The 24,110-nt window shown below is 71.8% G+C and carries 22 protein-coding genes and 2 tRNA genes; 4 read left to right on the top strand and 20 right to left on the bottom strand.

Annotated features, from left to right (window positions below; translation table 11 throughout):
• Positions 1-1,462: TIGR03960 family B12-binding radical SAM protein (locus tag VGE38_RS08575; protein WP_331142112.1), on the bottom strand; the 1,462-nt coding region annotated here is incomplete at its 3' end.
• A 99-nt stretch (positions 1,463-1,561) separates the two neighbouring features.
• On the opposite strand from VGE38_RS08575, the gene VGE38_RS08570 reads away from it, so the two are divergent.
• On the top strand, positions 1,562-2,683 hold the full coding sequence (locus VGE38_RS08570) for a calcium:cation antiporter (protein WP_331142111.1): 1,122 nt from the start codon (positions 1,562-1,564) through the stop codon (positions 2,681-2,683).
• Here VGE38_RS08570 and rodA read toward each other — a convergent pair.
• The 5 genes from rodA to VGE38_RS08545 are packed head-to-tail and all read right to left on the bottom strand — an operon-like array spanning position 2,680 to position 8,485.
• Positions 2,680-3,849: a rod shape-determining protein RodA gene (gene rodA / locus VGE38_RS08565; RefSeq protein ID WP_331142110.1), complete on the bottom strand. Its 1,170-nt coding sequence runs from the start codon at positions 3,847-3,849 to the stop codon at positions 2,680-2,682. The two genes, VGE38_RS08570 and rodA, sit on opposite strands and share 4 nt — an antisense overlap.
• On the bottom strand, positions 3,846-5,948 hold the full coding sequence (mrdA, locus tag VGE38_RS08560) for a penicillin-binding protein 2 (RefSeq protein ID WP_331142109.1): 2,103 nt from the start codon (positions 5,946-5,948) through the stop codon (positions 3,846-3,848). Before mrdA ends, rodA begins: the two co-directional genes overlap by 4 nt.
• A gap of 7 nt (positions 5,949-5,955) precedes the next feature.
• Complete coding sequence (locus VGE38_RS08555) at positions 5,956-6,510, bottom strand: rod shape-determining protein MreD (protein ID WP_331142108.1); 555 nt, start codon at positions 6,508-6,510, stop codon at positions 5,956-5,958.
• Complete coding sequence (gene mreC / locus VGE38_RS08550) at positions 6,507-7,457, bottom strand: rod shape-determining protein MreC (RefSeq protein WP_331142107.1); 951 nt, start codon at positions 7,455-7,457, stop codon at positions 6,507-6,509. Before mreC ends, VGE38_RS08555 begins: the two co-directional genes overlap by 4 nt.
• Positions 7,457-8,485: a rod shape-determining protein gene (locus VGE38_RS08545; RefSeq protein WP_331142106.1), complete on the bottom strand. Its 1,029-nt coding sequence runs from the start codon at positions 8,483-8,485 to the stop codon at positions 7,457-7,459. The genes mreC and VGE38_RS08545 overlap by 1 nt, the downstream gene beginning before the upstream one ends.
• 178 nt (positions 8,486-8,663) lie before the next feature.
• On the opposite strand from VGE38_RS08545, the gene VGE38_RS08540 reads away from it, so the two are divergent.
• Entirely contained in the window at positions 8,664-9,272 is a 609-nt protein-coding gene (locus tag VGE38_RS08540) for a M23 family metallopeptidase (protein ID WP_331142105.1), read from the top strand.
• Here VGE38_RS08540 and VGE38_RS08535 read toward each other — a convergent pair.
• Positions 9,229-9,693: a MarR family winged helix-turn-helix transcriptional regulator gene (locus VGE38_RS08535; RefSeq protein WP_331142104.1), complete on the bottom strand. Its 465-nt coding sequence runs from the start codon at positions 9,691-9,693 to the stop codon at positions 9,229-9,231. The two genes, VGE38_RS08540 and VGE38_RS08535, sit on opposite strands and share 44 nt — an antisense overlap.
• Before the next feature lie 81 nt (positions 9,694-9,774).
• Here VGE38_RS08535 and VGE38_RS08530 point away from each other — a divergent pair, with 81 nt between their 5' ends.
• The gene (locus VGE38_RS08530) at positions 9,775-10,401 is read left to right on the top strand and encodes a maleylpyruvate isomerase family mycothiol-dependent enzyme (protein ID WP_331142103.1); all 627 of its coding nucleotides are present in this window, start codon (positions 9,775-9,777) and stop codon (positions 10,399-10,401) included.
• On the opposite strand, the gene ndk is transcribed toward VGE38_RS08530, so the two are convergent.
• The 4 genes from ndk to VGE38_RS08510 form a co-directional block, all read right to left on the bottom strand.
• Positions 10,394-10,816, bottom strand: coding sequence for a nucleoside-diphosphate kinase (gene ndk, locus VGE38_RS08525; protein WP_331142102.1), 423 nt, complete (start codon positions 10,814-10,816; stop codon positions 10,394-10,396). The genes VGE38_RS08530 and ndk overlap by 8 nt on opposite strands.
• 82 nt (positions 10,817-10,898) lie before the next feature.
• Positions 10,899-11,300, bottom strand: a complete 402-nt coding sequence (locus VGE38_RS08520; protein ID WP_331142101.1) for a DUF4233 domain-containing protein — start codon at positions 11,298-11,300, stop codon at positions 10,899-10,901.
• Positions 11,297-12,667, bottom strand: coding sequence for a bifunctional folylpolyglutamate synthase/dihydrofolate synthase (locus tag VGE38_RS08515; protein WP_331142100.1), 1,371 nt, complete (start codon positions 12,665-12,667; stop codon positions 11,297-11,299). The genes VGE38_RS08520 and VGE38_RS08515 overlap by 4 nt, the downstream gene beginning before the upstream one ends.
• A gap of 50 nt (positions 12,668-12,717) precedes the next feature.
• Positions 12,718-13,608 (bottom strand): GNAT family N-acetyltransferase, encoded by an 891-nt coding sequence (locus tag VGE38_RS08510; RefSeq protein WP_331142099.1) that lies wholly within the window; start codon positions 13,606-13,608, stop codon positions 12,718-12,720.
• A 79-nt stretch (positions 13,609-13,687) separates the two neighbouring features.
• Between VGE38_RS08510 and valS the strand changes: the two genes are divergently transcribed.
• Complete coding sequence (valS, locus tag VGE38_RS08505; RefSeq protein WP_331142098.1) at positions 13,688-16,330, top strand: valine--tRNA ligase; 2,643 nt, start codon at positions 13,688-13,690, stop codon at positions 16,328-16,330.
• Between the two features lie 11 nt (positions 16,331-16,341).
• On the opposite strand, the gene VGE38_RS08500 is transcribed toward valS, so the two are convergent.
• The 9 genes from VGE38_RS08500 to VGE38_RS08460 all read right to left on the bottom strand — a co-directional run bounded on the left by VGE38_RS08500 (position 16,342) and on the right by VGE38_RS08460 (position 24,093).
• Positions 16,342-16,947, bottom strand: coding sequence for a hypothetical protein (locus VGE38_RS08500; RefSeq protein ID WP_331142097.1), 606 nt, complete (start codon positions 16,945-16,947; stop codon positions 16,342-16,344).
• 157 nt (positions 16,948-17,104) lie between these two features.
• Entirely contained in the window at positions 17,105-18,388 is a 1,284-nt protein-coding gene (gene clpX / locus VGE38_RS08495) for an ATP-dependent Clp protease ATP-binding subunit ClpX (protein ID WP_331142096.1), read from the bottom strand.
• A gap of 143 nt (positions 18,389-18,531) precedes the next feature.
• Positions 18,532-19,137 carry an ATP-dependent Clp protease proteolytic subunit gene (locus tag VGE38_RS08490; RefSeq protein WP_331142095.1) on the bottom strand — a complete coding sequence of 202 codons (606 nt, stop codon included), beginning with the start codon at positions 19,135-19,137 and terminating at the stop codon, positions 18,532-18,534.
• Positions 19,137-19,751: an ATP-dependent Clp protease proteolytic subunit gene (locus tag VGE38_RS08485; RefSeq protein ID WP_331142116.1), complete on the bottom strand. Its 615-nt coding sequence runs from the start codon at positions 19,749-19,751 to the stop codon at positions 19,137-19,139. Before VGE38_RS08485 ends, VGE38_RS08490 begins: the two co-directional genes overlap by 1 nt.
• Positions 19,752-20,005: 254 nt before the next feature.
• Complete coding sequence (locus VGE38_RS08480) at positions 20,006-21,109, bottom strand: lipase family protein (protein WP_331142094.1); 1,104 nt, start codon at positions 21,107-21,109, stop codon at positions 20,006-20,008.
• A 93-nt stretch (positions 21,110-21,202) separates the two neighbouring features.
• The gene (gene tig / locus VGE38_RS08475; RefSeq protein WP_331142093.1) at positions 21,203-22,585 is read right to left on the bottom strand and encodes a trigger factor; all 1,383 of its coding nucleotides are present in this window, start codon (positions 22,583-22,585) and stop codon (positions 21,203-21,205) included.
• 138 nt (positions 22,586-22,723) lie between these two features.
• Positions 22,724-22,799: transfer RNA gene (locus VGE38_RS08470), tRNA-Pro, on the bottom strand.
• A gap of 46 nt (positions 22,800-22,845) precedes the next feature.
• Positions 22,846-22,919: transfer RNA gene (locus VGE38_RS08465), tRNA-Gly, on the bottom strand.
• 79 nt (positions 22,920-22,998) lie between these two features.
• Positions 22,999-24,093: a PP2C family protein-serine/threonine phosphatase gene (locus tag VGE38_RS08460; RefSeq protein ID WP_331142092.1), complete on the bottom strand. Its 1,095-nt coding sequence runs from the start codon at positions 24,091-24,093 to the stop codon at positions 22,999-23,001.
• Between the last annotated feature and the right edge of the window lie 17 nt (positions 24,094-24,110).

Raw genomic sequence — 24,110 nt, 5'->3', positions numbered from 1 at the left:
GCCCGGCCCACTGGAAAGGCGTGTGCGGCTTCGGCACGAAGCCACCGATCGACACGGTGCACCGGATGTCGTTGCGGCCGGATACCTCGCGCCCCTTGGCGATCACGCGCTTGGCGAGGTCGGCGATCTGCAGCACGTCGTCGTCGGTCTCGGTGGGCAGGCCGCACATGAAGTAGAGCTTCACCTGACGCCAGCCGTGCGAGTAGGCGGCCGCGACGGTACGGATGAGGTCGTCCTCGCTGACCATCTTGTTGATGACCCGGCGCAGGCGCTCGCTGCCGCCCTCGGGCGCGAACGTCAGGCCCGAGCGCCGACCGTTGCGGCTGAACTCGTTGGCCAGCGTGATGTTGAAGGCGTCGACGCGGGTGGACGGCAGCGACAGCGACGTGTTGGTGCCGTCGTAGCGGTCGGCCAGCTGGGTGGCGATCTCGCCGATCTCGGAGTGGTCGGCGCTCGACAGGCTGAGCAGACCGACCTCGTCCAGACCAGTCTTGGCCAGGCCGTTGTCGATCATCTTGCCGATGCCCTGCAGCGAGCGCTCCCGCACCGGGCGGGTGATCATGCCGGCCTGGCAGAAGCGGCAGCCGCGGGTGCAGCCGCGGAAGATCTCGACGCTGAACCGCTCGTGCACGGTCTCGGCGAGCGGCACCAGCGGCTTGGCCGGGTAGGGCCACGCGTCGAGGTCCATGAGCGTGTGCTTGCGCACCCGCCACGGCACGTCGGGGCGGGTCGGCACGACGGCCTCGATCGCGCCGTTCGCTCCGTAGGTGACGTCGTAGAACTTCGGGACGTAGACGCCGCCGGAGACGGCGAGCCGGCGCAGCAGCTCGTCGCGCGCGCTCGGCATCTCGCCGGCGGGGCACCCCTCGGCCTTCCACTCGCGGACGACCTCCGAGATCGCCAGCACGACCTCCTCGCCGTCGCCGAGGACGGCCGCGTCGATGAAGTCCGCGATCGGCTCGGGGTTGAACGCCGCGTGGCCGCCGGCGATCACGACGGGGTCGGCGTCGGTGCGGTCCACGGCGTGCAGCGGGATGCCGGCCAGGTCGATCGCGTTGAGCATGTTGGTGTAGCCGAGCTCGGTCGAGAAGCTGACGCCGAACAGGTCGAAGTCGCGGACCGGACGGTGCGCGTCGACGGTGAACTGCGGGATCGGGCCCTGCTCGTCGCCCTCACGCATGATCTTCTCGAGGTCGGGCCAGACGGCGTAGGTCCGCTCGGCCACGATCCAGTCGCGCTCGTTGAGCACTTCGTAGAGGATCTGGACGCCCTGGTTGGGGAGGCCGACCTCGTAGGCGTCGGGGTACATCAGCGCCCAGCGGACCGTCGGACCGCCGCTGCCCGAGACGGTCGCGCAGTCCCAGTCCTTGACCGTCGAGTTCAGCTCGCCGCCGACGTACTGGATCGGCTTGCTGACCAGCGCGAGGCGCGGCTCGAGACGGGGGAAGACACTCGTGGACACGTCCCCGAGGGTACCTGCCGGACCGCCTCGGGGCCGCTTCGGCGACCGGCCGCCGACGCGCCTCGGGGTGCTGCGGGACGTCCCCCTAGGCTCGTGGCCATGGCCGACACCCGGATCCGTGGCCCGCTGCAGTGGACGGTCGTCGTGCCGGTGCTGGCTCTCGCCGTGCTCGTCGCGACCTGGGCGAGCCACGAGCACCCGGCGGTGCTCACCGCGATCGGGCTGTGCCTGGTCGGGGCGGTCCTGGCGGCCGTCCACCACGCGGAGGTCGTGGCCCACCGCGTGGGCGAACCGTTCGGCTCGCTCATCCTCGCCGTCGCCGTCACGGTCATCGAGGTCGGCCTGATCGTGATGCTGATGATCTCGGGCGGCGAGGCGGCCAGCACCTACGCGCGCGACACGGTGTTCGCGGCGCTGATGATCACCTTCAACGGCATCGTGGGCCTCTCGCTGCTCATCGGCGCGGCGCGCCACCACCTGGTCAGCTTCAACGCCTCCGGGACCGGGTCAGCGCTGGCCACGGTCACCGCGCTGGCTGCCGTGACGCTGATCCTGCCGAGCGTCACCACCTCGGCCGAGGGGCCGGCCTTCTCCCCCTTCCAGCTGGGCTTCGCGGCGGTCGCCTCGCTGGTCCTCTACGGCACCTTCGTCTTCACCCAGACCATCCGGCACCGCGACTTCTTCCTCCCCGTCACCAGCGACGCCCAGGGCCGGGTCACGGGCGTGGTCGACGCCGACAGCGACGGGCACGCGGACCCGCCGCCGGCCCGCGACGCCCTGCTGAGCCTGATGCTGCTGCTGATCGCGCTCGCCTCCGTGGTGGGACTGGCCAAGCTGCTCTCCCCCACGATCGAGGACGGCGTGACGAGCCTGGGACTGCCCTACCCCGTGGTCGGTGTCGTCATCGCGCTGCTCGTGCTCGCCCCGGAGTCGATCGCGGCCGTGCGCAACGCGGCCCGCGACCGGGTCCAGATCAGCCTCAACCTCGCCTACGGCTCTGCCATGGCCTCGATCGGCCTCACCATCCCGACGATCGCCATCGCCATGATCTGGCTGGAGGGCCCGCTGCTGCTCGGCCTCGAGCCGACCCAGATGGTGCTGCTGGCGGTCTCCGTGGTCGTGGCGATGCTCAGCATCGTGCAGGGCCGGGCCAACACCCTCCAGGGCGTCGTCCACCTCGCCCTGCTCGCGGCGTTCCTCGTGGTGTCGCTGCAGCCCTAGCTGTGACGTCTGGGGACGGTCTCCCGCAACACCGCCATGCGCACGGGCGGCGGCAGCGAAGCGGTCCGGCCGTGGAGGTTCTGCAGCAGCCCGACGGCCATCAGGCTGGCGAACATCGAGCTGCCGCCGTACGACAGGAACGGCAGGGGTACGCCGGTCACCGGCATGATCCCCAGGCACATCCCGACGTTCTGGAAGGCCTGGAAGCCGAGCCAGCAGGCGATGCCGGCGGCGGCGATCCGCCCGAACAGGTCCTCGGTGCGGGCCGCGATCCGCAGTGCGCGCCACAGCACCACGCCGAGCAGGCCGATGATCGCGGTGGCGCCGACCAGGCCGAGCTCCTCCCCGGCGACCGTGAAGACGAAGTCGGTGTGCTGCTCGGGCACGAAGCCGGCGCGCGTCTGGCTGCCGTCGAAGAGGCCCTGCCCGAACAGGCCACCGTTGCCGATGGCGATCCGGGCCTGCTCCACGTTGTAGCCGGCTCCGCGCGGGTCCAGCTCCGGGTCGGTGAAGGCCAGGAACCGGTCGACCTGGTACTCCTTCAGCATGCCGCCGGCGACCGCCGCCAGCGCGGCGGTGACGCCGCCGGCCAGCAGCAGCGCGAGCCAGCGCCGCGGCGCGCCGGAGGCGGCGAGCACGCCGAACACCGTCGCCGAGAGCACGAGGGTGGTGCCGAGGTCGGGCTGCAGCACGATGAGGACCGCGGGCACCGCGGCCACCAGCAGCATCGCGAGAACGTCGGCCGCCCCGACGCTGCTGCGCCAGCGTCCTTCGGTGCGCTCGGCCAGGACGAGCGCCATCCCGATCACCACGGCCAGCTTGGTGAACTCCGACGGCTGCACCGACAGGCCACCCAGGTCGAGCCAGGACTGGGAGCCGTTGACGGTGGAGCCCATCGTGAGCACCAGGACGAGCCCCACCACGGACCCCAGGTAGACGACCGGCGTCAGGATCCGGATCCAGCGATGGTCGACGAGCCAGACGGCCGCCAGGAGCGCGACGCCGATGCCGAGGTTGACCAGGTGCTTGCGGAGGAACAGCCCACTGTCCCCGCCGGTGAGCGCGTCGCGGTGCACGGTCGCCGACCACACCAGCAGCGTCGAGAGCACCACCAGGCAGCCGACGGCCCCCAGCAGCAGCCAGTCGATCCGGCGCCGTTCGCTCATCGGTCCTCCTCGGTCCCGCCGCGTCCGGCCGAGGACCGCGGCGGCAGGATCGAGCCGTCCTGGGCGAAGGTCGGCAGCCCCGCCGGCGGCGTGGTGCCGGGGATGGCGGCCTTGCCGGGCCGCACGTCGCCGTCCTCGACGCCGTAGAGCGCCTCCCAGACGTGGCGCACGGCGTCGCCACTCGTGCCCGACCCGGTGCCGCCCTGGCTGACCATCATCACGACCACGTAGTTCTCGTCGTAGGACGCCACCCAGGACGTCGACTGCTTGCCCTGCACCTCGGCCGATCCGGTCTTGCCGCGGATCTCGACCTCCTCGAGCGGGAAGTCGGTGAACTTCCACGCCAGGGTGCCGGTGCGCGGCGTGCCGAGCAGCGCCTCGTCGACGTACCGCAGCGCCCGCTTGCTCGCCTTGACCTTCGCGACCGGTCGCGGCGCGATCTCGCGCAGCACGGTGCCGTCGGCGGCGACGACAGCCTTGCCGATGGTCGGCGCGAACAGCGTGCCGCCGTTGGACAGCGCGGCGTAGGCACGGGCCAGCTGCAGCGGCGTGACCGTGGTGTCGCCCTGGCCGATGGCGAAGTTCACCGCGTCCCCGGCACGGTAGGCGAAGCCCTCGATGCAGAACTCGCGGGCGAAGCGGTGCAGGAAGTCCGAGCCACCCTCCTTCGCGAGACCGCAGTAGTAGTCCTTCTGGGCGTCGTAGTAGGCGCGCTTCCACTTCCGGTCCGCGATGCGGCCCGCAGCCTCCTCGGGGAGGTCGACGCCGGTCTGCTGCCCGAAGCCGAACCGCTTGGCGGTCGTCACGAGGGGATCCTTGGCGTCCACATCGGCGACGTCGGAGCCGTAGCGGGCCCAGTAGCCGTGGCCCACGCGGTAGAAGAAGGTGTTGCACGAGACCTGCAGCGCCTGGGCGAACGTGATCATCCCGTAGGCGGCGGACTCGTAGTTGTGGAAGTCGCGGTTGCCGACGCGGAAGGCCGAGGAGCAGTGCAGCCGGGTGTCGGTCGCGTAGCCGTGGTCGAGGGCGCCGGCGGTCATGAACGGCTTCCACGTGGAGCCGGGCGCGAACTGGCCCTGCGTCGCGCGCCCGAGCAGCGGCGTGCCGGCCTTCGCCGAGTAGAGCCGGTCCAGCTGCTTCTCGGTGATGCCGCCGACCCACACGGCGGGGTCGTACGTCGGCTGGCTGGCCATCGCGACGACCCGACCGGTCTTCGCCTCCAGCACGACCACCGCGCCGGAGTCGGCCGCGTAGTTCTTCCGCGTCACGGGGTCGAAGGTGCGGCGTGCCGTGGTGATCGCGTCGTGGAGCTCCTGCTCGACCACGCCCTGGACCTTCGCGTCGATGCTGGTCACCAGGGTGTCCCCGGGCTGTGCGGGGGCGTCGGGGGTCTCCCCGAGCGGACGGCCCAGGGAGTCGACGGCGACCGAGGTGCGGCCGGGGACGCCTCGCAGCCACTGGTCGTACTGCCGCTCCAGGCCGGCGCGGCCCACGGCCGAGGCGGCGTTGACGGTGGTGTCGCCGTCGTCCTGGGCCTGGTCGTACTCGTCCTCGGTGATCGGGCTGAGGTAGCCCAGCACGTGCGCCAGGTTGACGCCGAACGGCTGCGGATAGGCGCGCACGGACTGCTGGAGCGCCACCACGCCCGGGTAGTCCTCGGGCTGCTCGAGGATCGTGAGCGCGACCTTCTCCTCGACGTCGGTGGCGATCGGGACCGGCTCGTAGCGCGAGCCGTTCCACTCGGTCAGCTCCTGCTGGATCGTGGCCACGTCGACGCCGACCGCCCCGGAGACCCGCTCGAGCAGCTCGGCCTGGTCGGCCTCGGACAGCTCCCCGAGGCTGTTCTTGTCGATCGAGACGACCCAGGCCAGCCGGTTCGTGACGAGCGGGCGCCCCAGGTCGTCGACGATGAGGCCGCGAGCCGGCTGGTCGACCACGTGGCGCACCGACTGCGAGGCGGCCTTCGCGCTGTAGCCCGGACCGTGGACGACCTGGAGGTAGTAGAGCCGGGCGGCGAGCGTCCCGAAGAGCGCGAGGATCAGCGCCTGGATGACGATCAGCCGCAGCCGGCTGGTGCGGGAGGTGCTCAGGGTGCTCATAGCCGGCCTAGCGGACGAAGTCCGGCTCGAGGCGGCGCCACAGCATCATCAGTGCCGGGACCACGAGGGGCGTGAGCAGCACGTCCCACAGCACGCCCGCCGCGATCGCGGGCAGCATCTCCCCCACGCCGACGGCGGGGTCCCGCAGCAGCACGCCGGTCAGCGCGTACAGGCTGGTGCCGACGAAGCTGCACCCGGCGACGGTGCCCACGACGGCCAGGGCAGGCGGAGCCGACGGACCGTTCCAGCGGCCGGCCGCGTGGTCCTGCCGCAGCCGTCCGGCGACGTAGCCGACCACGAGCAGCGCCAGCGCCCACCGGCCGGCGAGGTGGTCGGCCGGGGGCGCGAGGTCGAGCACGACACCGCCGGCGAAGCCGAGCACCATGGCGAACTGGCCGCCGCGGGTCAGAGCGGCCGCGACCACGACGAGCAGCAGCAGGTTCGGCACCGGCGAGGCCGGGCCGTCCCAGGCGAAGGACGGCAGCACGCTGACCTGCAGGACGACCGCGAGGGTGACCAGCGCGGCGGCGACGGCGGCGCGCGTGGCGGCGAGCGAGGTCACTTCAGCTCCCCGTCGGCGTCGATCAGGGCACGGTCGCTGGCCGTGCCGCTCGGCACCGCGACGCCGACGACGTCGAGCCGGGTGACGTCGACGAACGGCGTGATCCGGGCCCGCTTGGTGGAGTCGCGCACGTCGGAGTACACCGAGTCCACCACGCCGATCGGCACTCCGGCGACGTACGGCGCGCCCTTGTCGCTGCCCCAGGTCACGACCGTGTCGCCCTTGGCCGGCACGACGCTCTGGTCGACCAGCTCCAGGTCGAGCGGTGCCTCGCCCGCCAGTTCGCCGCTGCCGTGGACGAAGCCGACCTCCATGCTGTCCCCCACGCGGCCGCCGACCACGGCGTCGGCGTCGGCCAGCAGCAGCACCGTGGCGGTCCCGCGCGTCACCCGCAGCACCCGGCCGACCAGGCCCTCGCCGCTGACGACGGTCATGTCGGGCTGCACGCCGGCGGCGCTGCCGGCGTCGATGGTGACGGTGGCCTCGAAGCTCTGGCTCGGACCGATCCCGATCACCCGCGCGGGGACGACGGCGTAGCCGATGTTCTCGGCGACGGCGGTGAGCCGCTCGTACTGGACCAGCTTGTTGCGGTCGTAGCCCACGCCGGCCAGCTGCTGGCGCAATGCAGCGTTGTCGGCCTCGAGCCGGCGCACCTCCGCGCGCAGCTCGCCCTGGCCGCGGAACCACTCCGGGATGCTCGTCACCGGCCGGGCCATGGTGGTGGCGGCCGACTCCAGGGGGCCGTAGACCTCCCCGACGACGCGGCGCAGCGGCGAGAGCACCGGGCTGGTCAGGTCGAGCACGACCAGGACGGCGCACGCGAGCAGCAGCGCCACGAACGTGGCCGGCTTCGGGGCGCGCGGGTCGGGCCGCTCGAGGCCGCCGCGGCGGTTGACCCGCTCGGGGGCGGTCTCACGGGTGGCGCGCACGGGCATCCGGGTGGCCATCAGCGCCGCCGGGTGTCGGACACGAGGACCTGCCGCAGCGCCTCGAACTCCTCGACGCACTTGCCCGCGCCCAGCGCGACGGAGGTCAGCGGGTCGTCGGCGACGTGGACCGGCATTCCGGTCTCGTGCCGTAGCCGCTCGTCGAGGCCGCGCAGGAGCGCTCCGCCGCCAGTCAGCACGATGCCGCGGTCCATGATGTCGCCGGCGAGCTCGGGCGGGGTCTGGTCCAGCGTGGCGCGCACGGCGTCGACGATGGCGTTGAGCGGCTCCTCCAGCGCGTGACGCACGTCGGCGCTGGAGATCGTGACGGTGCGCGGCAGCCCGCTGACCAGGTCGCGGCCGCGGACCTCCGCCTCGGGCTCCTGCGCCATCGGGAACGCGGAGCCGAGCGTCATCTTAAGCTCCTCGGCGGTCCGCTCCCCGAGCATGAGGGCGTGCTCCTTCTTCAGCCACTGCACCAGCGCGTTGTCGAGATCGTCCCCCGCCGTCCGGACCGACAGGCTGGTGACGATGCCACCCAGGGAGATGACCGCCACCTCGGTCGTGCCACCGCCGACGTCGACGACCATGTTGCCGGTGGGCAGGTGCACGGGCAGTCCGGCCCCGATGGCCGCGGCCATCGGCTCCTCGACGATGAAGACGTGCCGCGCGCCGGCCTGGTAGCCGGCCTCCTTGACCGCCCTCTGCTCGACCGGGGTGATGCCGCTGGGGACGCAGATGACCAGCCGAGGCTTGGCGAAGTAGCGGCGCCGGTGCACCTGCTGGATGAAGTACCGCAGCATCTGCTCGCAGCCCTCGAAGTCGGCGATGACGCCGTCCTGCAGCGGGCGGATGGCGGTGATGTTGTCCGGGGTGCGGCCCAGCATCCGCTTGGCCTCGTGCCCGACGGCGAGCAGCTCGCCGGTCGTCTCGTTGATGGCCACGACGCTGGGCTCGTCGACGAGCACGCCCTTGCCGCGGACGTAGACGAGCGTGTTGGCGGTGCCGAGGTCCACGGCCATGTCGCGGCCGATGAAGCTGTTCGCCATGGGTCAGTGCCTCGCGTCCAGGGTGGCTCGGGGAAGAGTCGGGGCGACAGGACGGCCGCTCCCGGGTTCGAGGCTAGGTCTCGGCACGCCCGATTCGTCGGATGCCACGCCGATGCCGGAGTGACTGTTGGGACGGAGGCGGCGTCCGCGTCCGGCGGCGCCGGACTACGGTGACGACATGCGTCCGTTCGCGCTCCGGCTGCTGTCTCACACGCTGCTCGTAGGGCTGCTCACGGGGCTGCTCACGGGGCTGGTCACCGGGCCGTCCCCGGCGGCCGCGGGGCCGGACCCCCGGTGGCGGTTCTACACGGCCGACCAGACCCGCTACACCTCGCCGTGGTACGCCGGCGCGCGCCGGATCATGATCCCCTACGGCTGCACCCGGGCGCCGTACTACGAGCCCGACCCGCGCTGCCGGCGCAACCGCGGCTTCCACCACGGCATCGACGTCGCCCTGCCCTGCGGGACGCCGCTGTACGCCGGCCGGCGGGGTGTCGTGCTCAGCCCGTCGTCGCCCGGCCGACCCGGCAGCGCCTACGGCAGCAAGGCGTTCCGCATCCGGTCGTCTGTCAGCGGCCGGACTGTGGACATCGTGATCGGGCATGCCCGACGCGTCTACGTGCGGCCGGGCGACCGGGTCGAGCGCGGCCAGCTCATCGCCCGCGCCTCCGACGCTGGTGCGCCCGACGGCTGCCACCTGCACTTCGAGGCGCGCCGCAAGGGCACCGGGTACACCGGGGCGGTCAACCCTGCTCGCTACCTCCGCCTGTCAGCCACGGATCGGTGATCTCCCGCAGGGCCGCCAGGGTCCGGCGCAGCTCCCGGGTGCGCTCGACGCCGAGGTGCGCCTCCCACGCCGCCTCCACCTCGCGGACCACCGGCAGGCTGAGCTCGACCAGCTCGCGGCCCTTCGGGGCGACCACGACCAGCCGGGCGCGGGCGTCGGAGGGGTCGGGGACGCGCTCCACGTAGCCCGACCGCTCGAGCTGGTCGATGATGGAGCCGATCGTCTGCTTCGTCAGCTGGGACGCCTCGGCGAGGTCGGTGAGCCGGGAGCCGCCCGGCGCGATCCGCTGGAAGACCCGGGCCTGGTTGAGCGGCAGGTCGTGGCCGCGCTCGCGGAGCGCCGTCAGCACCGCCGACTCGAGGTGGCGGTAGGGGATGAAGAGCAGCAGGCCGAGGTTGAGCTCGTCCTCGGAGGCGGTCATGGCCCCATCATTGCAGAAGTCCGAGATTCGTACTAACGTCGAATCGTCCGAACCTCGGACGACGTAGTGGAGGCGAACGCCATGCTGGACGACGACTACTGGACCAGGGTGGCGACGCTGCGCCGGCGCATCGCCGACCTGCTGGAGACGCTGGGTGCGGAGGAATGGGACCGGCCGTCACTGTGCGAAGGGTGGCGCGTGCGCGACGTGGCCGGACACCTCTCCCTCGTGCCCGTCATCACGACCGGCCAGCTGCTCGCGGCCGGGCCGCGCGCTCGCTTCGACCTCAACCGGATCAACACGCACCTCGCACGCCAGCACGGCAGCGCGCCACCGGCCGAGATCGTCGCCCGCATCCGGGAGCACGCCGACCGGCGTCGTACTGCCCGGATGCTCGACACGCGGAACTCGCTGTTCGACCTCGTGGTGCACAGCCAGGACATCACCGTCCCGCTGGATCGCCCGTTCAGCGTCGACCCCGAGGACTGCCGGCTCGGCCTCCAGCGGGTGTGGGAGATGGGCTTCCCGTTCCACGCGCGGCGGCGACTGGCCGGCTTCGAGCTTCGCGCGACCGACGCCGACTGGAGCGCCGGGAGCGGTCAGGAGGTGCGGGGCGACGCGCTGGCGCTGCTGATGGTGCTCACGGGGCGCGCTCGCACGGTCAGCGAGCGGCTCGACGGACCCGGCGCCGTACGCCTGGTCAGCTGAGGCCCGGGAACCAGATGCCGATCTCGCGCTCGGCCGACTCGGGCGCGTCGGAGCCGTGGACGAGGTTCTGCTGGACCGCCAGGCCCCAGTCGCGGCCGAGGTCGCCGCGGATCGTGCCGGGAGCGGCCGCGGTCGGGTCCGTGGCACCCGCCAGCGACCGGAAGCCCTCGATGACGCGCTCGCCCTCGAACACCATGGCGGCGACCGGGCCGGAGAGCATGAACTCCACCAGCGGCTGGTAGAACGGCTTGCCCTCGTGCTCGGCGTAGTGGGCCGCGAGGATCTCGCGGGTGGCCGGGCGCAGCTCCAGGGCGACGAGGGTGTAGCCCTTCGCCTCGACCCGGCGGATCACCTCACCGGTGAGACCGCGGCGGACGCCGTCGGGCTTGACGAGGACGAGAGTGCGCTGGGTCATGTCCCGCACCCTAACCAGTGACCGCGGCGCCCCCGAAAACCAGGGCCCCGAGGGTCAGGCCCCGAACGTCAGGCCCCGAACGTCAGGCCCCGTCGCCGAGGCGGTCGTACGCCGCGAACGCGGCCGCCCGCTCGCGCTCGATGCGGCGCCCGAGGTAGTCGGCCATGCCCCACAGCAGGGCGAAGATGCCGCCGAGGACGAACATGATGCCGACGACGAAGCCCAGTCCGACCGCGGCGACCTGGATCGCCCAGCCGAGCAGGTAGGCCCACGGTCGCCGCAGCAGGCCGGCCGTCAGCAGGCACAGCACGGTGAGTCCCAGGCCGACCCACAGGGCGGTGCCCGTCGCGACGTCGGCGACCGAGATCATCACCGGCGTGGTGAGGCCGAGGGTGATCGCCTCCAGGGTCAGCACGGCCGCGCACATGCCGCGCCGCGGCGACTTGTGCCGCTCCCCCGCGACCCCGGCGCTCCCGGTGCTCATCGGGGCCCTCCGAGCAGTCGGCGAGCCTCGCCGACGGTGACGACCGAACCGGTCACCAGGACCGCCCCGGAGCTCAGGGAGTCCGCGGAGCCGGCCTCGGCGAGGGCCGCGCCGAGGTCGATCGCGGTCGCCAGGTCGGGCACCACGGTGACCCGGTCCTCGCCGTAGAGCTGCTGGGCGATCTCGCCCAGGCGCTCGGCACGCAGCGCGCGGGGCGTCGAGTTCTGGGTGACCACGAGGTGCTCCAGGTGCGGCTCGAAGGCCGCGAGCACGCCCTCGACGTCCTTGTCCCCCATCACGCCGATGACGCCGACCAGCGGCGAGAGCAGGAAGGAGTCCTCCAGCGCGGCCGCCGTGGCCTCGGCGCCGGCCGGGTTGTGCGCGGCGTCGAGGACGATGGTCGGCGAGGAGCGCACGACCTCGAGCCGGCCCGGGGAGGTGACCTCCGCGAAGGCGCCGCGCACCAGCTCGTCCGACAGCGGCTGGTCGCCGCCGACGAAGGCCTCGACCGCCGCCAGGGCGAGGGCGGCGTTCTGAGCCTGGTGGGCGCCGTAGATGGGCAGGAAGAGGTCGTCGTACCGCCCGCGCAGCCCCTGCAGGGTGACGAGCTGACCGCCGACGGCGGAGCTGCGGGCCACCACACCGAAGTCGACGCCCTCGCGCACGATGCTCGCGCCGACGTCGGTCGCGCGCTGCTGCAGCACCGCCAGCACGGCGGGCTCCTGCTCCGCGACCACGGCGGTGGCGCCGGCCTTCACGATGCCGGCCTTCTCGGCGGCGATGAGGTCGAGGGAGCCGCCGAGGTACTGGGCGTGGTCCATCGCGACCGGCGTGACGACCGCGACGACGCCGTCGGCGACGTTGGTGGCGTCCCAGCCGCCGCCCATGCCGACCTCGACCACGGCGACGTCGACCGGGGCCTCGGCGAACTTGGCGTAGGCCATGCCGACGACGGTCTCGAAGAACGACAGCGGGTGGTCCTGCTCCGCGTCGACCATGTGCGTGTAGGGCGCGACGTCGTTGAACGCCTCGACGAACGCCTCGTCGGACAGCGGCTCGCCGTCGACCGCGATCCGCTCGCTCATCCTCTCCACGTGCGGGCTGGTGAACCGTCCGGTGCGCAGGTCGAGCGCGCGCAGCAGGGTGTCGATCATCCGGCTCGTGGAGGTCTTGCCGTTGGTGCCGGTCAGGTGGATCACCGGGTAGGCGCGCTGCGGGTCGCCGAGGATCTCGACGAAGGCCTCGATGCGGTCCAGGGACGGCTCCAGCCGGGTCTCCGGCCAACGCGACAGCAGCGCGTCCTCCGCCTCGGCGAAGGTCTGGGCGGGACGCGGCTGGGCAGGAGGCTGGGCAGGAGGCTGGCTCATCGTGAGGCGAGTCTAGGAGCGCGGCGCTCCCCCACCCGAATCAACCCGGGTCAGGCCAGCTCGAGGTGCACCATCTCGGTCACGGGCTCGAAGCCGATCGCCGCGTAGATGCGGTTCGAGGTCGGGTTCGCCCGGTCGGTGAACAGGCACACCCGGGCGCCGTCCCCGCGCAGCGACGCCGCCACCGCGGCGACGGTCGCGCTGGCGTAGCCGTGCCCCCGGTGCTCCCGCGGCGTCAGGACCGGGCCGATGCGGGCCACGCCGAAGGCCGGTAGGCTGGCCGCGGTGACGTGGACCACCTCACCGTCGACCTCCCAGACCCATACGGTGCCCTGCTCGATGCGGCGAGCCACCTCCGCCGGGGTGAAGTCGGTGGTCCCGTGCGGCGCAGCACGCCCCGACATCGCCGCCGACTCGGCGCCGAAGCCCTGCAGCCACGGCGCCAGCAGCTCGGCCTCGGAGACCGCCGCCGGTCGCAGCCGCCCCGGGACCACCGGCGGCTCCCGCAGCTCCGCGAGCTCCCAGAGACGGGTCTCCTCGGCCACGACCACCCTGGCGCCCGCGCGCCGGGCGGCTTCGGCCATCGCCGCCTCGACCGCGGGCAGCGCCCCGTTGGCGGCGTCGAGCCGCTCGCCACGCTCGTGCAGCGCGGTCACCAGCGCGCGAGCGGCGTCGTCGGGCATCGGGAGCAGGAACGCGGGGTACGGCGCGAAGCCGGCCGTCCGCATCGCCGCACCCACGACGGCACCGCGTTCGTCGGTCACGGCGGCGAACCAGTTGTACGGCTGGCGCCCCGGATCGATCGCGCCGGCAGGTTCGCTCGCCTGCCGGCCCGCGACCGTCGCCACGACGGTCGCCTCCACGGGCCGGGCCGCCAGGAGGTCTCCGGCGACGGAGAGGAACGTCGCCGCGTCGGGACAGAAGGTGACGGCGTACGGCATGACGACACCCTGGTCAGCGACGATCCAGGTTTCAACCTGGTTTCGCGCGCGGAACGGCCGTCGCCCTAGGATTTCGCGCATGACCGAGACCCAGCGCAGTCAGTCCCCGGAGACCAGCACGTCGGCACCGGCCGGCGGTGTCGTCTCGGTACCGGACAAGCCTGCGCTGGAGGGCCTCGAGCAGAAGTGGGTCGAGCGCTGGAGGAACGACCAGACCTACGCCTTCGACCGCACCCAGCCGCGCGAGAACGTCTACTCGATCGACACCCCGCCGCCGACCGTGAGCGGCAGCCTGCACGTCGGCCACGTGTTCTCCTACACCCACACCGACCTGGTCGCCCGGTTCTGGCGGATGCGCGGCAAGACGGTCTTCTACCCGATGGGCTGGGACGACAACGGCCTCCCGACCGAGCGCCGGGTGCAGAACTACTTCGGCGTGCGCTGCGACCCGTCGCTGCCCTACGACGCCGACTTCACGCCGCCGGAGAAGCCGGACCCCAAGCGGCAGGTCCCGATCAGCCGCCCCAACTTCATCGAGCTGTGCAACCGGCTGGTCGAGCAGGACGAGGAGGTCTTCGAGTCGCTGTGGCGCACGCTCGGCCTCTCCGTGGACTGGAACCAGCAGTACACCACGATCGGCACGCGGGCCCAGGCCGTCTCCCAGCGGGCGTTCCTGCGCAACCTCGCCCGCGGCGAGGCCTACCTGCAGGAGGCGCCCACGCTGTGGGACGTCACCTTCCAGACCGCCGTGGCGCAGGCCGAGCTCGAGGCGCGTGAGTACGCCGGCGCCTACCACCGGGTGGCGTTCCACGCGGCCGACGGGCCGGTGTACATCGAGACGACCCGGCCCGAGCTGATCGCGTCCTGCGTGGCGCTCATCGCGCACCCCGACGACCAGCGCTACCAGGCGCTGTTCGGCACCACCGTGACCTCGCCGGTGTTCGGCGTGGAGATCCCCGTGCTCGCGCACCCGGCCGCCGAGCCCGACAAGGGCGCGGGCATCGCGATGTGCTGCACCTTCGGCGACCTCACCGACGTCCAGTGGTGGCGCGAGCTCCAGCTGCCCGTCCGGACGCTGATCGGCCGCGACGGCCGGCTCTCGCGCGACACCCCCGAGTGGCTGACCAGTGAGGCCGCCGTGACGGCGTACGAGGAGCTCAAGGGCAAGACCGCCCACTCGGCCCGCGAGGCGATGGTCGCGCTGCTGCGCGCGTCGGGCGACCTGGACGGCGAGCCGAAGCCGACGCAGCGCATGGCGAACTTCTACGAGAAGGGCGACAAGCCGCTCGAGATCGTCGCGACCCGGCAGTGGTACATCCGCAACGGCGGCCGCGACGCGGACCTGCGTCAGCGCATGCTCGACCAGGGCGCCCAGATCGAGTGGGTCCCGGCCCACATGCAGCACCGCTACGACAACTGGGTCGGGGGCCTCAACGGCGACTGGCTCATCTCGCGGCAGCGGTTCTTCGGCATCCCGTTCCCGGTCTGGTACCGCCTCGACGACCAGGGCGAGCCGGACTACGCCGCTCCGCTGCTGCCGGCCGAGGCGCAGCTGCCGATCGATCCCTCGACCGACGCGCCGGAGGGGTTCACCGAGGAGCAGCGCGGCAAGCCGGGCGGCTTCATCGGTGACCCCGACGTCATGGACACCTGGGCCACCTCCTCGCTGACCCCGCACATCGCGGGCGGCTGGGGCGCCGACGACGACCTGTTCGACCGGGTCTTCCCGATGGACCTGTGCACGCAGGGTCACGACATCATCCGGACCTGGCTGTTCAGCCGGGTAGTGCGGTCGACCTTCGAGAACGGAGCGGTGCCGTGGCGCACCGCGATGCTGTCCGGCTGGATCCTCGACCCGGACCGCAAGAAGATGTCGAAGTCCAAGGGCAACGTCGTCGTACCGACCGAGATCCTCGACAAGTTCGGCGCCGATGCGGTCCGGTGGCGGGCCGCGATGGCGCGCCCGGGCCTGGACTCGCCGTTCGACGAGACCCAGATGAAGGTCGGTCGCCGGCTGGCGGTGAAGGTCCTCAACGCCTCCAAGTTCGTGCTCGGCGGCGTCGGCGCGACCGAGCTCAACGTCTTCGAGGTCTCCGAGCCGATCGACTGCGCGCTGCTGGCCCGCCTCAAGGAGGTCATCACCAAGGCGACCGAGGCGTTCGAGTCCTACGACTACACGACGGCCCTCGAGAGCGTCGAGAAGTTCTTCTGGGAGTTCTGCGACGACTACCTCGAGCTGGTCAAGGAGCGGGCGTACGACGCGGACGGCGGCCCGGCCACCGTCTCGGCGAAGGCGACCCTGGCGATCGCACTGCAGGTCCAGCTCCGTCTGCTCGCACCGTTCCTGCCCTACGTGACCGAAGAGGTCTGGTCGTGGTGGCACTCGGTGAACGACGGCGGGACCTCGATCCACCGGGCCACCTGGCCGACCGAGCTCGAGCTCGGCTCGGCCGCGGCGGCGGACCCGAGCAGCCTGGACGCCGTCGCCGCTGCCCTGGGCGGCATCCGCGGCGCGAAGTCGCAGGCCAAGGCCTCGATGCGCGCCGAGCTGTCCGAGGTCGAGATCGCCGGACCCGCGACGCTCGTCGCGGCGGCCGAGCTCGCGGCCGAGGACCTGCGCCGAAGCGGCAAGATCGTCGGCGAGCTCCGGTTCGTGGTCGACGAGGCCGCCGAGGAGCTCCGCGTCAGCGCCACGCTCGCCGAGCAGCCCAGCGAGGGCTGAGCCGGATCCGGTCAGCGCCGGCCGCGCGACCCCCGCGAGCTCTCGGCCGAGCCTCGCCGGTCGCCGCGCGACGAGCGACTGCGGTCCTGGTCGGACGGCGCCGGCGTCCGCACCCACGCGTGGCCGTGCGAGTGGCGGCGGTGGCCGGTGCCTGCGCCGCGCTCGCCGGCCCGCTTGTCCTCACGGCCTGAGCGGCCGTGCCCGTGGCGGTCGGTCCGCTCGTTCGCCGCAGCCGCAGGCACCGGCACAGCCGCCGGCACAGGAACCGGCACAGGCACAGGCAGCGCCACCGGCGCGGCTGTTGCCGCCTGCGGTGCCGGCGGAGCGAGAGCAGCTGACACGGGCGCGACCGGGGCAGGCCGGGTCTTCGCGGCGACGCGCGCGGCGAGCGTCGGGCCGGACACGACGGACCGGGACACGTCCACCGACTCGTCGAACTGCTCGTCGAGCGGCTCGACGGGCTGCGGGACCAGCCGGGCACCGCTCACGATCGACTGGCTCGGGTGCTCGAACAGCCCGGTCAGCGCATCCCCGCGCACGGCGTTCACCAGGACGACGATGCAGGCGATGGAGACCACGAGGAAGGCAGCAAGAGGTGCCTTGTGCTGGGAGCTCATGACCCCTTCCCGAGAGCGTTGGAGCGGTGACGCTCCTATTTTCGCTGGTCAGGAGGGGTGTCCGCGAACCGCGAACGATAAATGGCCCGAAGTGACTAGGTCGGCGGGACCCACGTGGCCGTGACGCTGGTCCGACCGGGTCGCGCTCCGCGCTCGGTCAGGCGGACTTCTTCTTCTTGACCTCGGACTCACGCGGGACCAGGGTCGGCGCGTCCTGCCCGATGACGACCGCCTCGTTGACGATCACCTTGGCGACGTCACCACGCGACGGGACGTCGTACATCACGTGGAGGAGGACCTCCTCGATGATCGCCCGCAGGCCACGCGCGCCGGTGCCCCGCTCGAGGGCCTTGTCCGCGATCGCGTCGACGGCGTCATCGGTGAACTCCAGCTCGACGCCGTCGAGCTCGAAGAGCTTCTGGTACTGCTTCACCAGCGCGTTGCGCGGCTCGGTCAGGATCTGGACCAACGCCTCGCGGTCGAGCTTGTTCACGCTGGCGATCAGCGGCAGTCGGCCGATGAACTCCGGGATCAGCCCGAACTTGGTGAGGTCCTCGGGCCGCACCAGCTGGAGCAGGTCCTCGGCCTCCTTGTCGGCGTTGCTCTTCACCTCGGCGGTGAAGCCGAGGGTCTTCTTGCCGACCCGCTGCTCGATGATGTGCTCCAGGCCGGCGAACGCGCCGCCCACGATGAACAGGATGTTCGTCGTGTCGATCTGGATGAACTCCTGGTGCGGGTGCTTGCGGCCGCCCTGCGGCGGGACCGAGGCGGTGGTGCCCTCGATGATCTTCAGCAGTGCCTGCTGCACGCCCTCACCCGAGACGTCACGGGTGATGGAGGGGTTCTCCGCCTTGCGGGCCACCTTGTCGATCTCGTCGATGTAGATGATCCCGGTCTCGGCCTTCTTGACGTCGTAGTCGGCGGCCTGGATCAGCTTGAGGAGGATGTTCTCGACGTCCTCGCCGACGTAGCCCGCCTCGGTGAGCGCCGTGGCGTCCGCGATCGCGAAGGGGACGTTGAGCATCCGCGCCAGCGTCTGGGCGAGGTAGGTCTTGCCGCAGCCGGTGGGACCGATCACCAAGATGTTGGACTTGGCGACCTCGACGGTCTCCTCCTTGGAGTGCTTGCCCGAGATGGGCTGCAGCCCGGCCTGGACCCGCTTGTAGTGGTTGTAGACCGCGACGGCGAGGGACTTCTTGGCCTGCTCCTGGCCGATGACGTAGGAGTTGAGGAACTCGAAGATCTCCTTCGGCTTGGGCAGCTCGTCGAGGCTGACCTCACTGCCCTCGGAGAGCTCCTCCTCGATGATCTCGTTGCACAGGTCGATGCACTCGTCGCAGATGTAGACACCGGGGCCGGCGATGAGCTTCTTCACCTGCTTCTGGCTCTTCCCGCAGAAGGAACACTTCAGCAGGTCGCCTCCGTCACCGATGCGTGCCACGGGCGGATCTCCTTCTCAGGTGCCGGGACCTCGCCCGGTGTCGTGCAGCTGCTCTTGGAAAGGCGCTCGTGATGTCCTCGAGCCCCCTGACGGTACCTCGTGTCCGCCCCGTTTCGGCGCGGACACGAGGCCCGTGTCGGACGTCAGGCCAGCGCCGGCGTCTTGAGGGAGCCCAGCACCTGGTCGACGATGCCGTACTCGACCGCCTGCTGGGCGGTGAGGATCTTGTCGCGCTCGATGTCGCGACTCACCTCCTCGATGGTCTTGCCGCTGTGCTCGCTGATCATCCGCTCCAGCAGCTCGCGCATCCGCAGGATCTCGTTGGCCTGGATCTCGATGTCGGAGGTCTGGCCGAACGTGCCCTCGGTGTAGGGCTGGTGGATCAGGATCCGGCTGTTGGGCAGCGCCATCCGCTTGCCCTTGGTGCCGGCCGCGAGCAGGATCGCCGCTGCCGACGCCGCCTGACCCATGCAGACCGTCTGCACGTCCGGCTTGATGAACTGGATCGTGTCGTAGATCGCCGTGAGCGCCGTGAACGAGCCGCCCGGCGAGTTGATGTAGATGTTGATGTCCTGGTCGGGGTTCATCGACTGCAGGCACAGCAGCTGGGCGATCACGGCGTTGGCCACGTCGTCCGAGATCGGCGTGCCGAGGTAGATGATCCGCTCCTCGAACAGCTTCGCGTAGGGGTCGATCCGGCGGAAGCCGTAGGAGGTGCGCTCCTCCCACTGCGGGATGTAGTAGTTCATCAGGCGTTCTCCTCCGTGCCGTGCGCCGGGCGGCCCTGGTCGGCCGCCTCGCGAGCGCTGGTGATCACCTGGTCGACGAGGCCGTAGTCGAGCGCCTCCTGCGCGGTGAACCAGCGGTCACGGTCGGCGTCGGCGGTGACCTGCTCGACGCTCTGGCCGGTGTGCTCGGAGATGAGGTCGAGCAGGACCTTCTTGATGTGGAGCGACTGCTGCGCCTGGATCTTGATGTCCGAGGCGGACCCGCCCATGCCCGAGGAGGGCTGGTGCATCATGATCCGCGCGTGCGGGAGGGCGTAGCGCTTGCCCTTCGCGCCGGCGCACAGCAGGAACTGGCCCATCGACGCGGCCAGGCCCATGCCCACGGTCGCGACGTCGTTGGGGATGTAGTTCATCGTGTCGTAGATCGCCATGCCGGCGTCCACGGAGCCGCCGGGGCTGTTGATGTGGAGGAAGATGTCGGCCTCGGGGTCCTCGGCCGAGAGCAGCAGCAGCTGCGCGCAGATCGCGTTCGCGTTCTGGTCCCGCACCTCGGAGCCGAGGAACACGATGCGCTCCCGCAGCAGCCGGGAGTAGATGTGGCTGTCGAGGTCGGCGGGCCCGGGGCCACCGCCCATCGCCGGCGCAAGGTGACTGGAGTATTGGTTCACGTCGCCGACCCTAGCCGCCGCTCCGGACAGTTCCACGGGAACTCGGCCCCTGTTCGCCGACAGCGGATTTCGTCGTTTCACCTGACGCCCAACGCGGCGTGATCGTTCCTCGCACGGCGACATGTACCGGTCTCGACGCGCGGTCACGACCTCGCAAGCTCGGTCGTGCGCTTGCTCGACCCGCCTGACCAGCGGCGGGCTCGTTCCTCGCCCGCCGCTGGTCAGGCGAGCCAGCGCAGCAGTGCGTCGTGGACGTCGGTGTGGTTCGCCAGCGGCTGGGTGCCGGTGGAGACCTCGAAGCGCTCCGCCGTGGGGAACAGGTCCTGCACCTCCCGTCGGGTGGCCGGCAGCCGGTGCCGCCACCACAACAGCTCCCCCAGCGCCCGGCCGACGGGGTTGCCGCGGGTCTGGGTGCGGTCGGTGATGAGCAGATAGTCGACGCCGGGCAGCGCCGGCACGTCGACCACGTCGCGCCCGACGACCACGATGCCGGCGAGCGCCTCGTCGATGGCGCGGCCGACACCCCGGGTGACCGGCTGCTGCGACGCGGCGAGATGGGGCGTCCCGAGCGCGATCAGCTCCGTGACGAGCGGACGCCACGGCGTCGCGCCGAGGGACTGCACGCCGCAGGCGCCGCGCGCGACCAGCCCTCCGGTCCCGTGCCCGAGCAGCACGATGCGCTCCGCCGGCACCGGCCAGCCGTCGACGAGCTGCTGGAGCAGACCGCCCAGCTCCAGCCCGGTCACCGAGAGCTCCGCGCCCGGATCGTGGCGGAGGGTGACAGGGGTCCAGCCGAGCAGGGCAGCCAGCCGGTCGCCGTACGACGCCCCGGTCTGCTCCACGCCGGTCTGCCACACCCGCTCGTCCTCGCCCGCGCCCGGGACCAGGACGAGGATCCGCCCGGTCGCGTCGGGGTACGCGGCGGCCAGGCTCTCCGGGTCCGGCACGAGGTCGCGACCGGCGACGCGGACCGCCAGGGCCCGTCGCACCGTCCTGCCTGCCGGCGGTCCCGCGAGGCGGGCGAGCGGCGCGGAGAGCGGGACGGTCAGCTGGGGCGGCAGCTTCTCGATCACGGGCGCGGCCAGCTGTTGGGCGACCGGCGCCGCGCGACGCAGTGCCTCCCGGCCCAGCTGCTTGCCCAGCTGCTCGGCCACCGGCGCCGCCACGGCGATGCCCGAGACGGCGGTGCGTCGGCCGAGGCCGGTGATGCGCCGGGCGATCCGCCACAGCCCGGTGCGTCGCGACGGCGACGTACGTCGGGAGCGCCGGTCGTCGTCGAGGACGACGACGGGGCTGCGGCCGTTGCCGGCGGTCGGTGGCGCCATGCCGGGAAGTGTAGGGACTCCGGACGCCGCGACGCCCCGTCTCCGGTGTGATCCGGGGACGGGGCGTCGCGAAGCGGCGTGCGACCTGGGCGCTCAGGCCTCCGTGGTCTCCTCGGTGGCGTCCTCGGTGGCGTCCTCGGCGGGCTCGCCGATGGTGCCGTCGGGGCGCAGGTTCTTCAGCTCCACCTGGTTGCCCGACTTGTCGGTGACCTTGGCGGCCTCGACGATCATGGCGAGGGCCTTGCCGCGGGTGATCTCGGCGGCGTACTCCTGCAGGTGGTGCGGGTGCTCCTGGATGTGCGCGAAGGCCTGCTGGGGGTCCTGGCCCTGGCTCTGCGCCTGCCGGAGGATGTAGCCGGTGAGGTCCTCGTTGGTGACCTCGAACTCCTGACCCTGGGCGATCTCGTCGAGCAGCATCTGGGCGGCGAGCGCGTCGCGCACCCGGCGCTCGAGGTCGGCCTCGAACTCCTCGATGGTCTTGCCCTCGTCGTCGAGGTACTTCTCCATCGTCAGGCCGGCGAACTGCAGCTGCTGCTCGATGCTCTGGCGGCGGGCATTGAGCTCCTCGGTCACGAGCGTGTCGGGAAGCGGGATCTCCACCTTGTCGAGCAGCGCCTCCAGGACGGCGTCGCGCGCGGCGGCGGCCTGCTCGAGGCGCTTGCCCCGGCCGAGCCGCTCGCGCACGTCGGCCTCGAGCTCGGCGAAGGTGTCGAACTCGCTGGCGAGCTGGGCGAACTCGTCGTCGGCCGCCGGGAGCTCCTGCTCCTGGACCTGCGTGACCTTGACAGTGACGTCGACCTCCTGGCCGACCAGGTCGCCACCGACGAGCTGGCTGGAGAAGGTCTTCTCCTCGCCGGCGGACAGGCCGGTGAGGGCCTCGTCGAGACCGTCCAGCATGCCGCCGCGGCCGACCTGGTAGCTCATGCCGGCGACCTCGGCGCCCTCGACGGTCTCGCCGTCGCGGGTCGCCACGAGGTCGATCACGACGAAGTCGCCGTCGGCCGCCGCTCGCTCGACGTCCTTGAGGGTGCCGAAGCGCTCGCGCAGGGCGGTGACCTGCTCGGCGACGTCCTCGTCGGTGACCTCGACGTCCTCGACGACTGCCTCCAGGCCCTCGTAGTCGGGGACGGTGATCTCCGGTCGGACGTCGACCTCGACGGTGAACTCCAGCGGGCCCTGGTCGTCGTACTTGGTGACCTCGACCTCGGGCTGCGCGAGCGGGGTCAGGTCGTTGTCCTGCATCGCCTCGGCGTACTTGGCGCTCAGGATGTCGTTGAGCGCCTGCTCGCGCGCGGCGCCGGGGAACTGCCGCTCGATGACCGCAGCGGGGACCTTGCCCTTCCGGAAGCCGGGGACGTTGATCTGCTGGGCGATCTGCTTGTATGCCTTGTCGAGGCTCGGCTTGAGCTCCTCGAAGGGCACCTCGACGGTCAGCTTGGCCCGGGTCGGGCTCAAGGTCTCGACGGCGCTCTTCACAGGGTTTCTCCTCTAGTAGGTCTGACACGGGTCAGGCACGGCCCGACCGGCCGATCCTACCTGCGGCCGCCGCACCGGCCGAACCCGCGGGCGCGCGCCCGGACAGGCGCCACCCACGCCCGGAGGGGCGGGCCGACGTGGTCGGGGCGACAGGACTCGAACCTGCGGTCTCCTGCTCCCAAAGCAGGCGCGCTAGCCACTACGCTACGCCCCGCCAAGCGAGGCGCCGGCCACCGCGGTCAGCGGCACCGAGGCCCCCTTGGAGCGGATGACGGGAATCGAACCCGCGTAGCCAGTTTGGAAGACTGGGGCTCTACCATTGAGCTACATCCGCGAGCACACGGTCGGACCGCGTGAACGCCGACATGCTGCCACATCGGCGCATCTGACCCCCAACCGGGTCCCTGAGCGAATTAGAGCCGGTTCACGACCACCATCGCGCGGTCGTCGTCCTTGGAGCCGAGCGCGTCGACCAGCCGCTGCGCCGCGTCGCGGAACTCACCGCGCAGCAGTGACTCCGCCTCGCCGAGCAGTCGGTCGATGCCGAGGTCGATGTCGCGACGCGGCTCCTCGACCATGCCGTCGGTGTAGAGCATGACCGCGTCGCCGCGCTCCAGCACGCCACGGTGCGGGATGAACTCGGCGTCCGGCATCAGTCCCAGCACCGGTCCCTCGCTGGTGAGGACGCTCCACCGGCCCGAGCCCGCCGAACGGAGTACGGCGGGCGGGTGGCCCGCCGAGCGCACCTCGTAGCAGCCCGTGGTCAGGTCGAGGCTGAGATGGACGGCGGTTGCGAACCCCTCGTCCCAGTCCTGCCGCAGCAGGTAGTCGTTGGCCGCCGGAAGGAACTGGTCCGGCGGCAGTGCGCCCAGCAGCCCGCCGAACGCGCCCGAGAGCAGCAGCGCCCGGGTCCCGGCCTGCTCGCCCTTGCCGGAGACGTCCACGACGACGAGGTCGAGCCGGTCGCGCGTCGGCCGGCTGGCGACGACGAAGTCGCCGGCGAACAGCGTGCCGCCGGCTGACGTCAACGCCGACTCGGCGTGCCAGCCGGGCGGCAGGGCGGGGATGCCGCCCTGGTTGAGGATCCGGTCCCGCAGGTCGACGAACATCGACTCGCCCTGGATCCCGGCCACACCGAGGCGGGTGCGCCGGAACGACATCAGCAGCACGAAGAGCCCGACGACGAACATCACCGCGATGCTCCAGATCGCACGGGCGTCGATGGAGTCGGGACTGAACACGACCGTGCTGACCAGCAGCGCCAGCAGCAGGACGACGAACCACGGCAGGGTGCGCGGGTTGAGCACCAGGCTGCCGATCACCACCGGCACCACCAGCACGCTGCGCGGGACGTCCTCGGAGAATCCGATGATCGCCGCCGTCGAGGCCACCGCCAGCAGCACCAGGCCCACCAGGATGCGGCCGTGGCGCCACCAGCCGACCAGACGCAGGCTGGAGCGCCGCCGACGCACAGTCGGCGGTCGCACGGGCGGGGACTGGGTGGTCATCCTCGTCCTTGGCCGGG

The sequence above is a fragment of the Nocardioides sp. genome (genome assembly GCF_036405735.1).
Classification (GTDB): Bacteria; Actinomycetota; Actinomycetes; order Propionibacteriales; family Nocardioidaceae; genus Nocardioides.
This window is presented reverse-complemented; position numbering and strand designations above follow the sequence as displayed.

Bases quoted from the DNA above. Each gene is read 5' to 3' on its own strand.
- VGE38_RS08570 (WP_331142111.1), top strand. From the start codon at position 1,562: ATGGCCGACACCCGGATCCGTGGCCCGCTGCAGTGGACGGTCGTCGTG.
- rodA (WP_331142110.1), bottom strand. From the start codon at position 3,849: ATGAGCGAACGGCGCCGGATCGACTGGCTGCTGCTGGGGGCCGTCGGC.
- mrdA (WP_331142109.1), bottom strand. From the start codon at position 5,948: ATGAGCACCCTGAGCACCTCCCGCACCAGCCGGCTGCGGCTGATCGTC.
- mreC (WP_331142107.1), bottom strand. From the start codon at position 7,457: ATGGCCACCCGGATGCCCGTGCGCGCCACCCGTGAGACCGCCCCCGAG.
- VGE38_RS08545 (WP_331142106.1), bottom strand. From the start codon at position 8,485: ATGGCGAACAGCTTCATCGGCCGCGACATGGCCGTGGACCTCGGCACC.
- VGE38_RS08540 (WP_331142105.1), top strand. From the start codon at position 8,664: ATGCGTCCGTTCGCGCTCCGGCTGCTGTCTCACACGCTGCTCGTAGGG.
- VGE38_RS08535 (WP_331142104.1), bottom strand. From the start codon at position 9,693: ATGACCGCCTCCGAGGACGAGCTCAACCTCGGCCTGCTGCTCTTCATC.
- VGE38_RS08530 (WP_331142103.1), top strand. From the start codon at position 9,775: ATGCTGGACGACGACTACTGGACCAGGGTGGCGACGCTGCGCCGGCGC.
- ndk (WP_331142102.1), bottom strand. From the start codon at position 10,816: ATGACCCAGCGCACTCTCGTCCTCGTCAAGCCCGACGGCGTCCGCCGC.
- VGE38_RS08520 (WP_331142101.1), bottom strand. From the start codon at position 11,300: ATGAGCACCGGGAGCGCCGGGGTCGCGGGGGAGCGGCACAAGTCGCCG.
- VGE38_RS08515 (WP_331142100.1), bottom strand. From the start codon at position 12,667: ATGAGCCAGCCTCCTGCCCAGCCTCCTGCCCAGCCGCGTCCCGCCCAG.
- VGE38_RS08510 (WP_331142099.1), bottom strand. From the start codon at position 13,608: ATGCCGTACGCCGTCACCTTCTGTCCCGACGCGGCGACGTTCCTCTCC.
- valS (WP_331142098.1), top strand. From the start codon at position 13,688: ATGACCGAGACCCAGCGCAGTCAGTCCCCGGAGACCAGCACGTCGGCA.
- VGE38_RS08500 (WP_331142097.1), bottom strand. From the start codon at position 16,947: ATGAGCTCCCAGCACAAGGCACCTCTTGCTGCCTTCCTCGTGGTCTCC.
- VGE38_RS08490 (WP_331142095.1), bottom strand. From the start codon at position 19,137: ATGAACTACTACATCCCGCAGTGGGAGGAGCGCACCTCCTACGGCTTC.
- VGE38_RS08485 (WP_331142116.1), bottom strand. From the start codon at position 19,751: ATGGGCGGTGGCCCCGGGCCCGCCGACCTCGACAGCCACATCTACTCC.
- VGE38_RS08480 (WP_331142094.1), bottom strand. From the start codon at position 21,109: ATGGCGCCACCGACCGCCGGCAACGGCCGCAGCCCCGTCGTCGTCCTC.
- VGE38_RS08460 (WP_331142092.1), bottom strand. From the start codon at position 24,093: ATGACCACCCAGTCCCCGCCCGTGCGACCGCCGACTGTGCGTCGGCGG.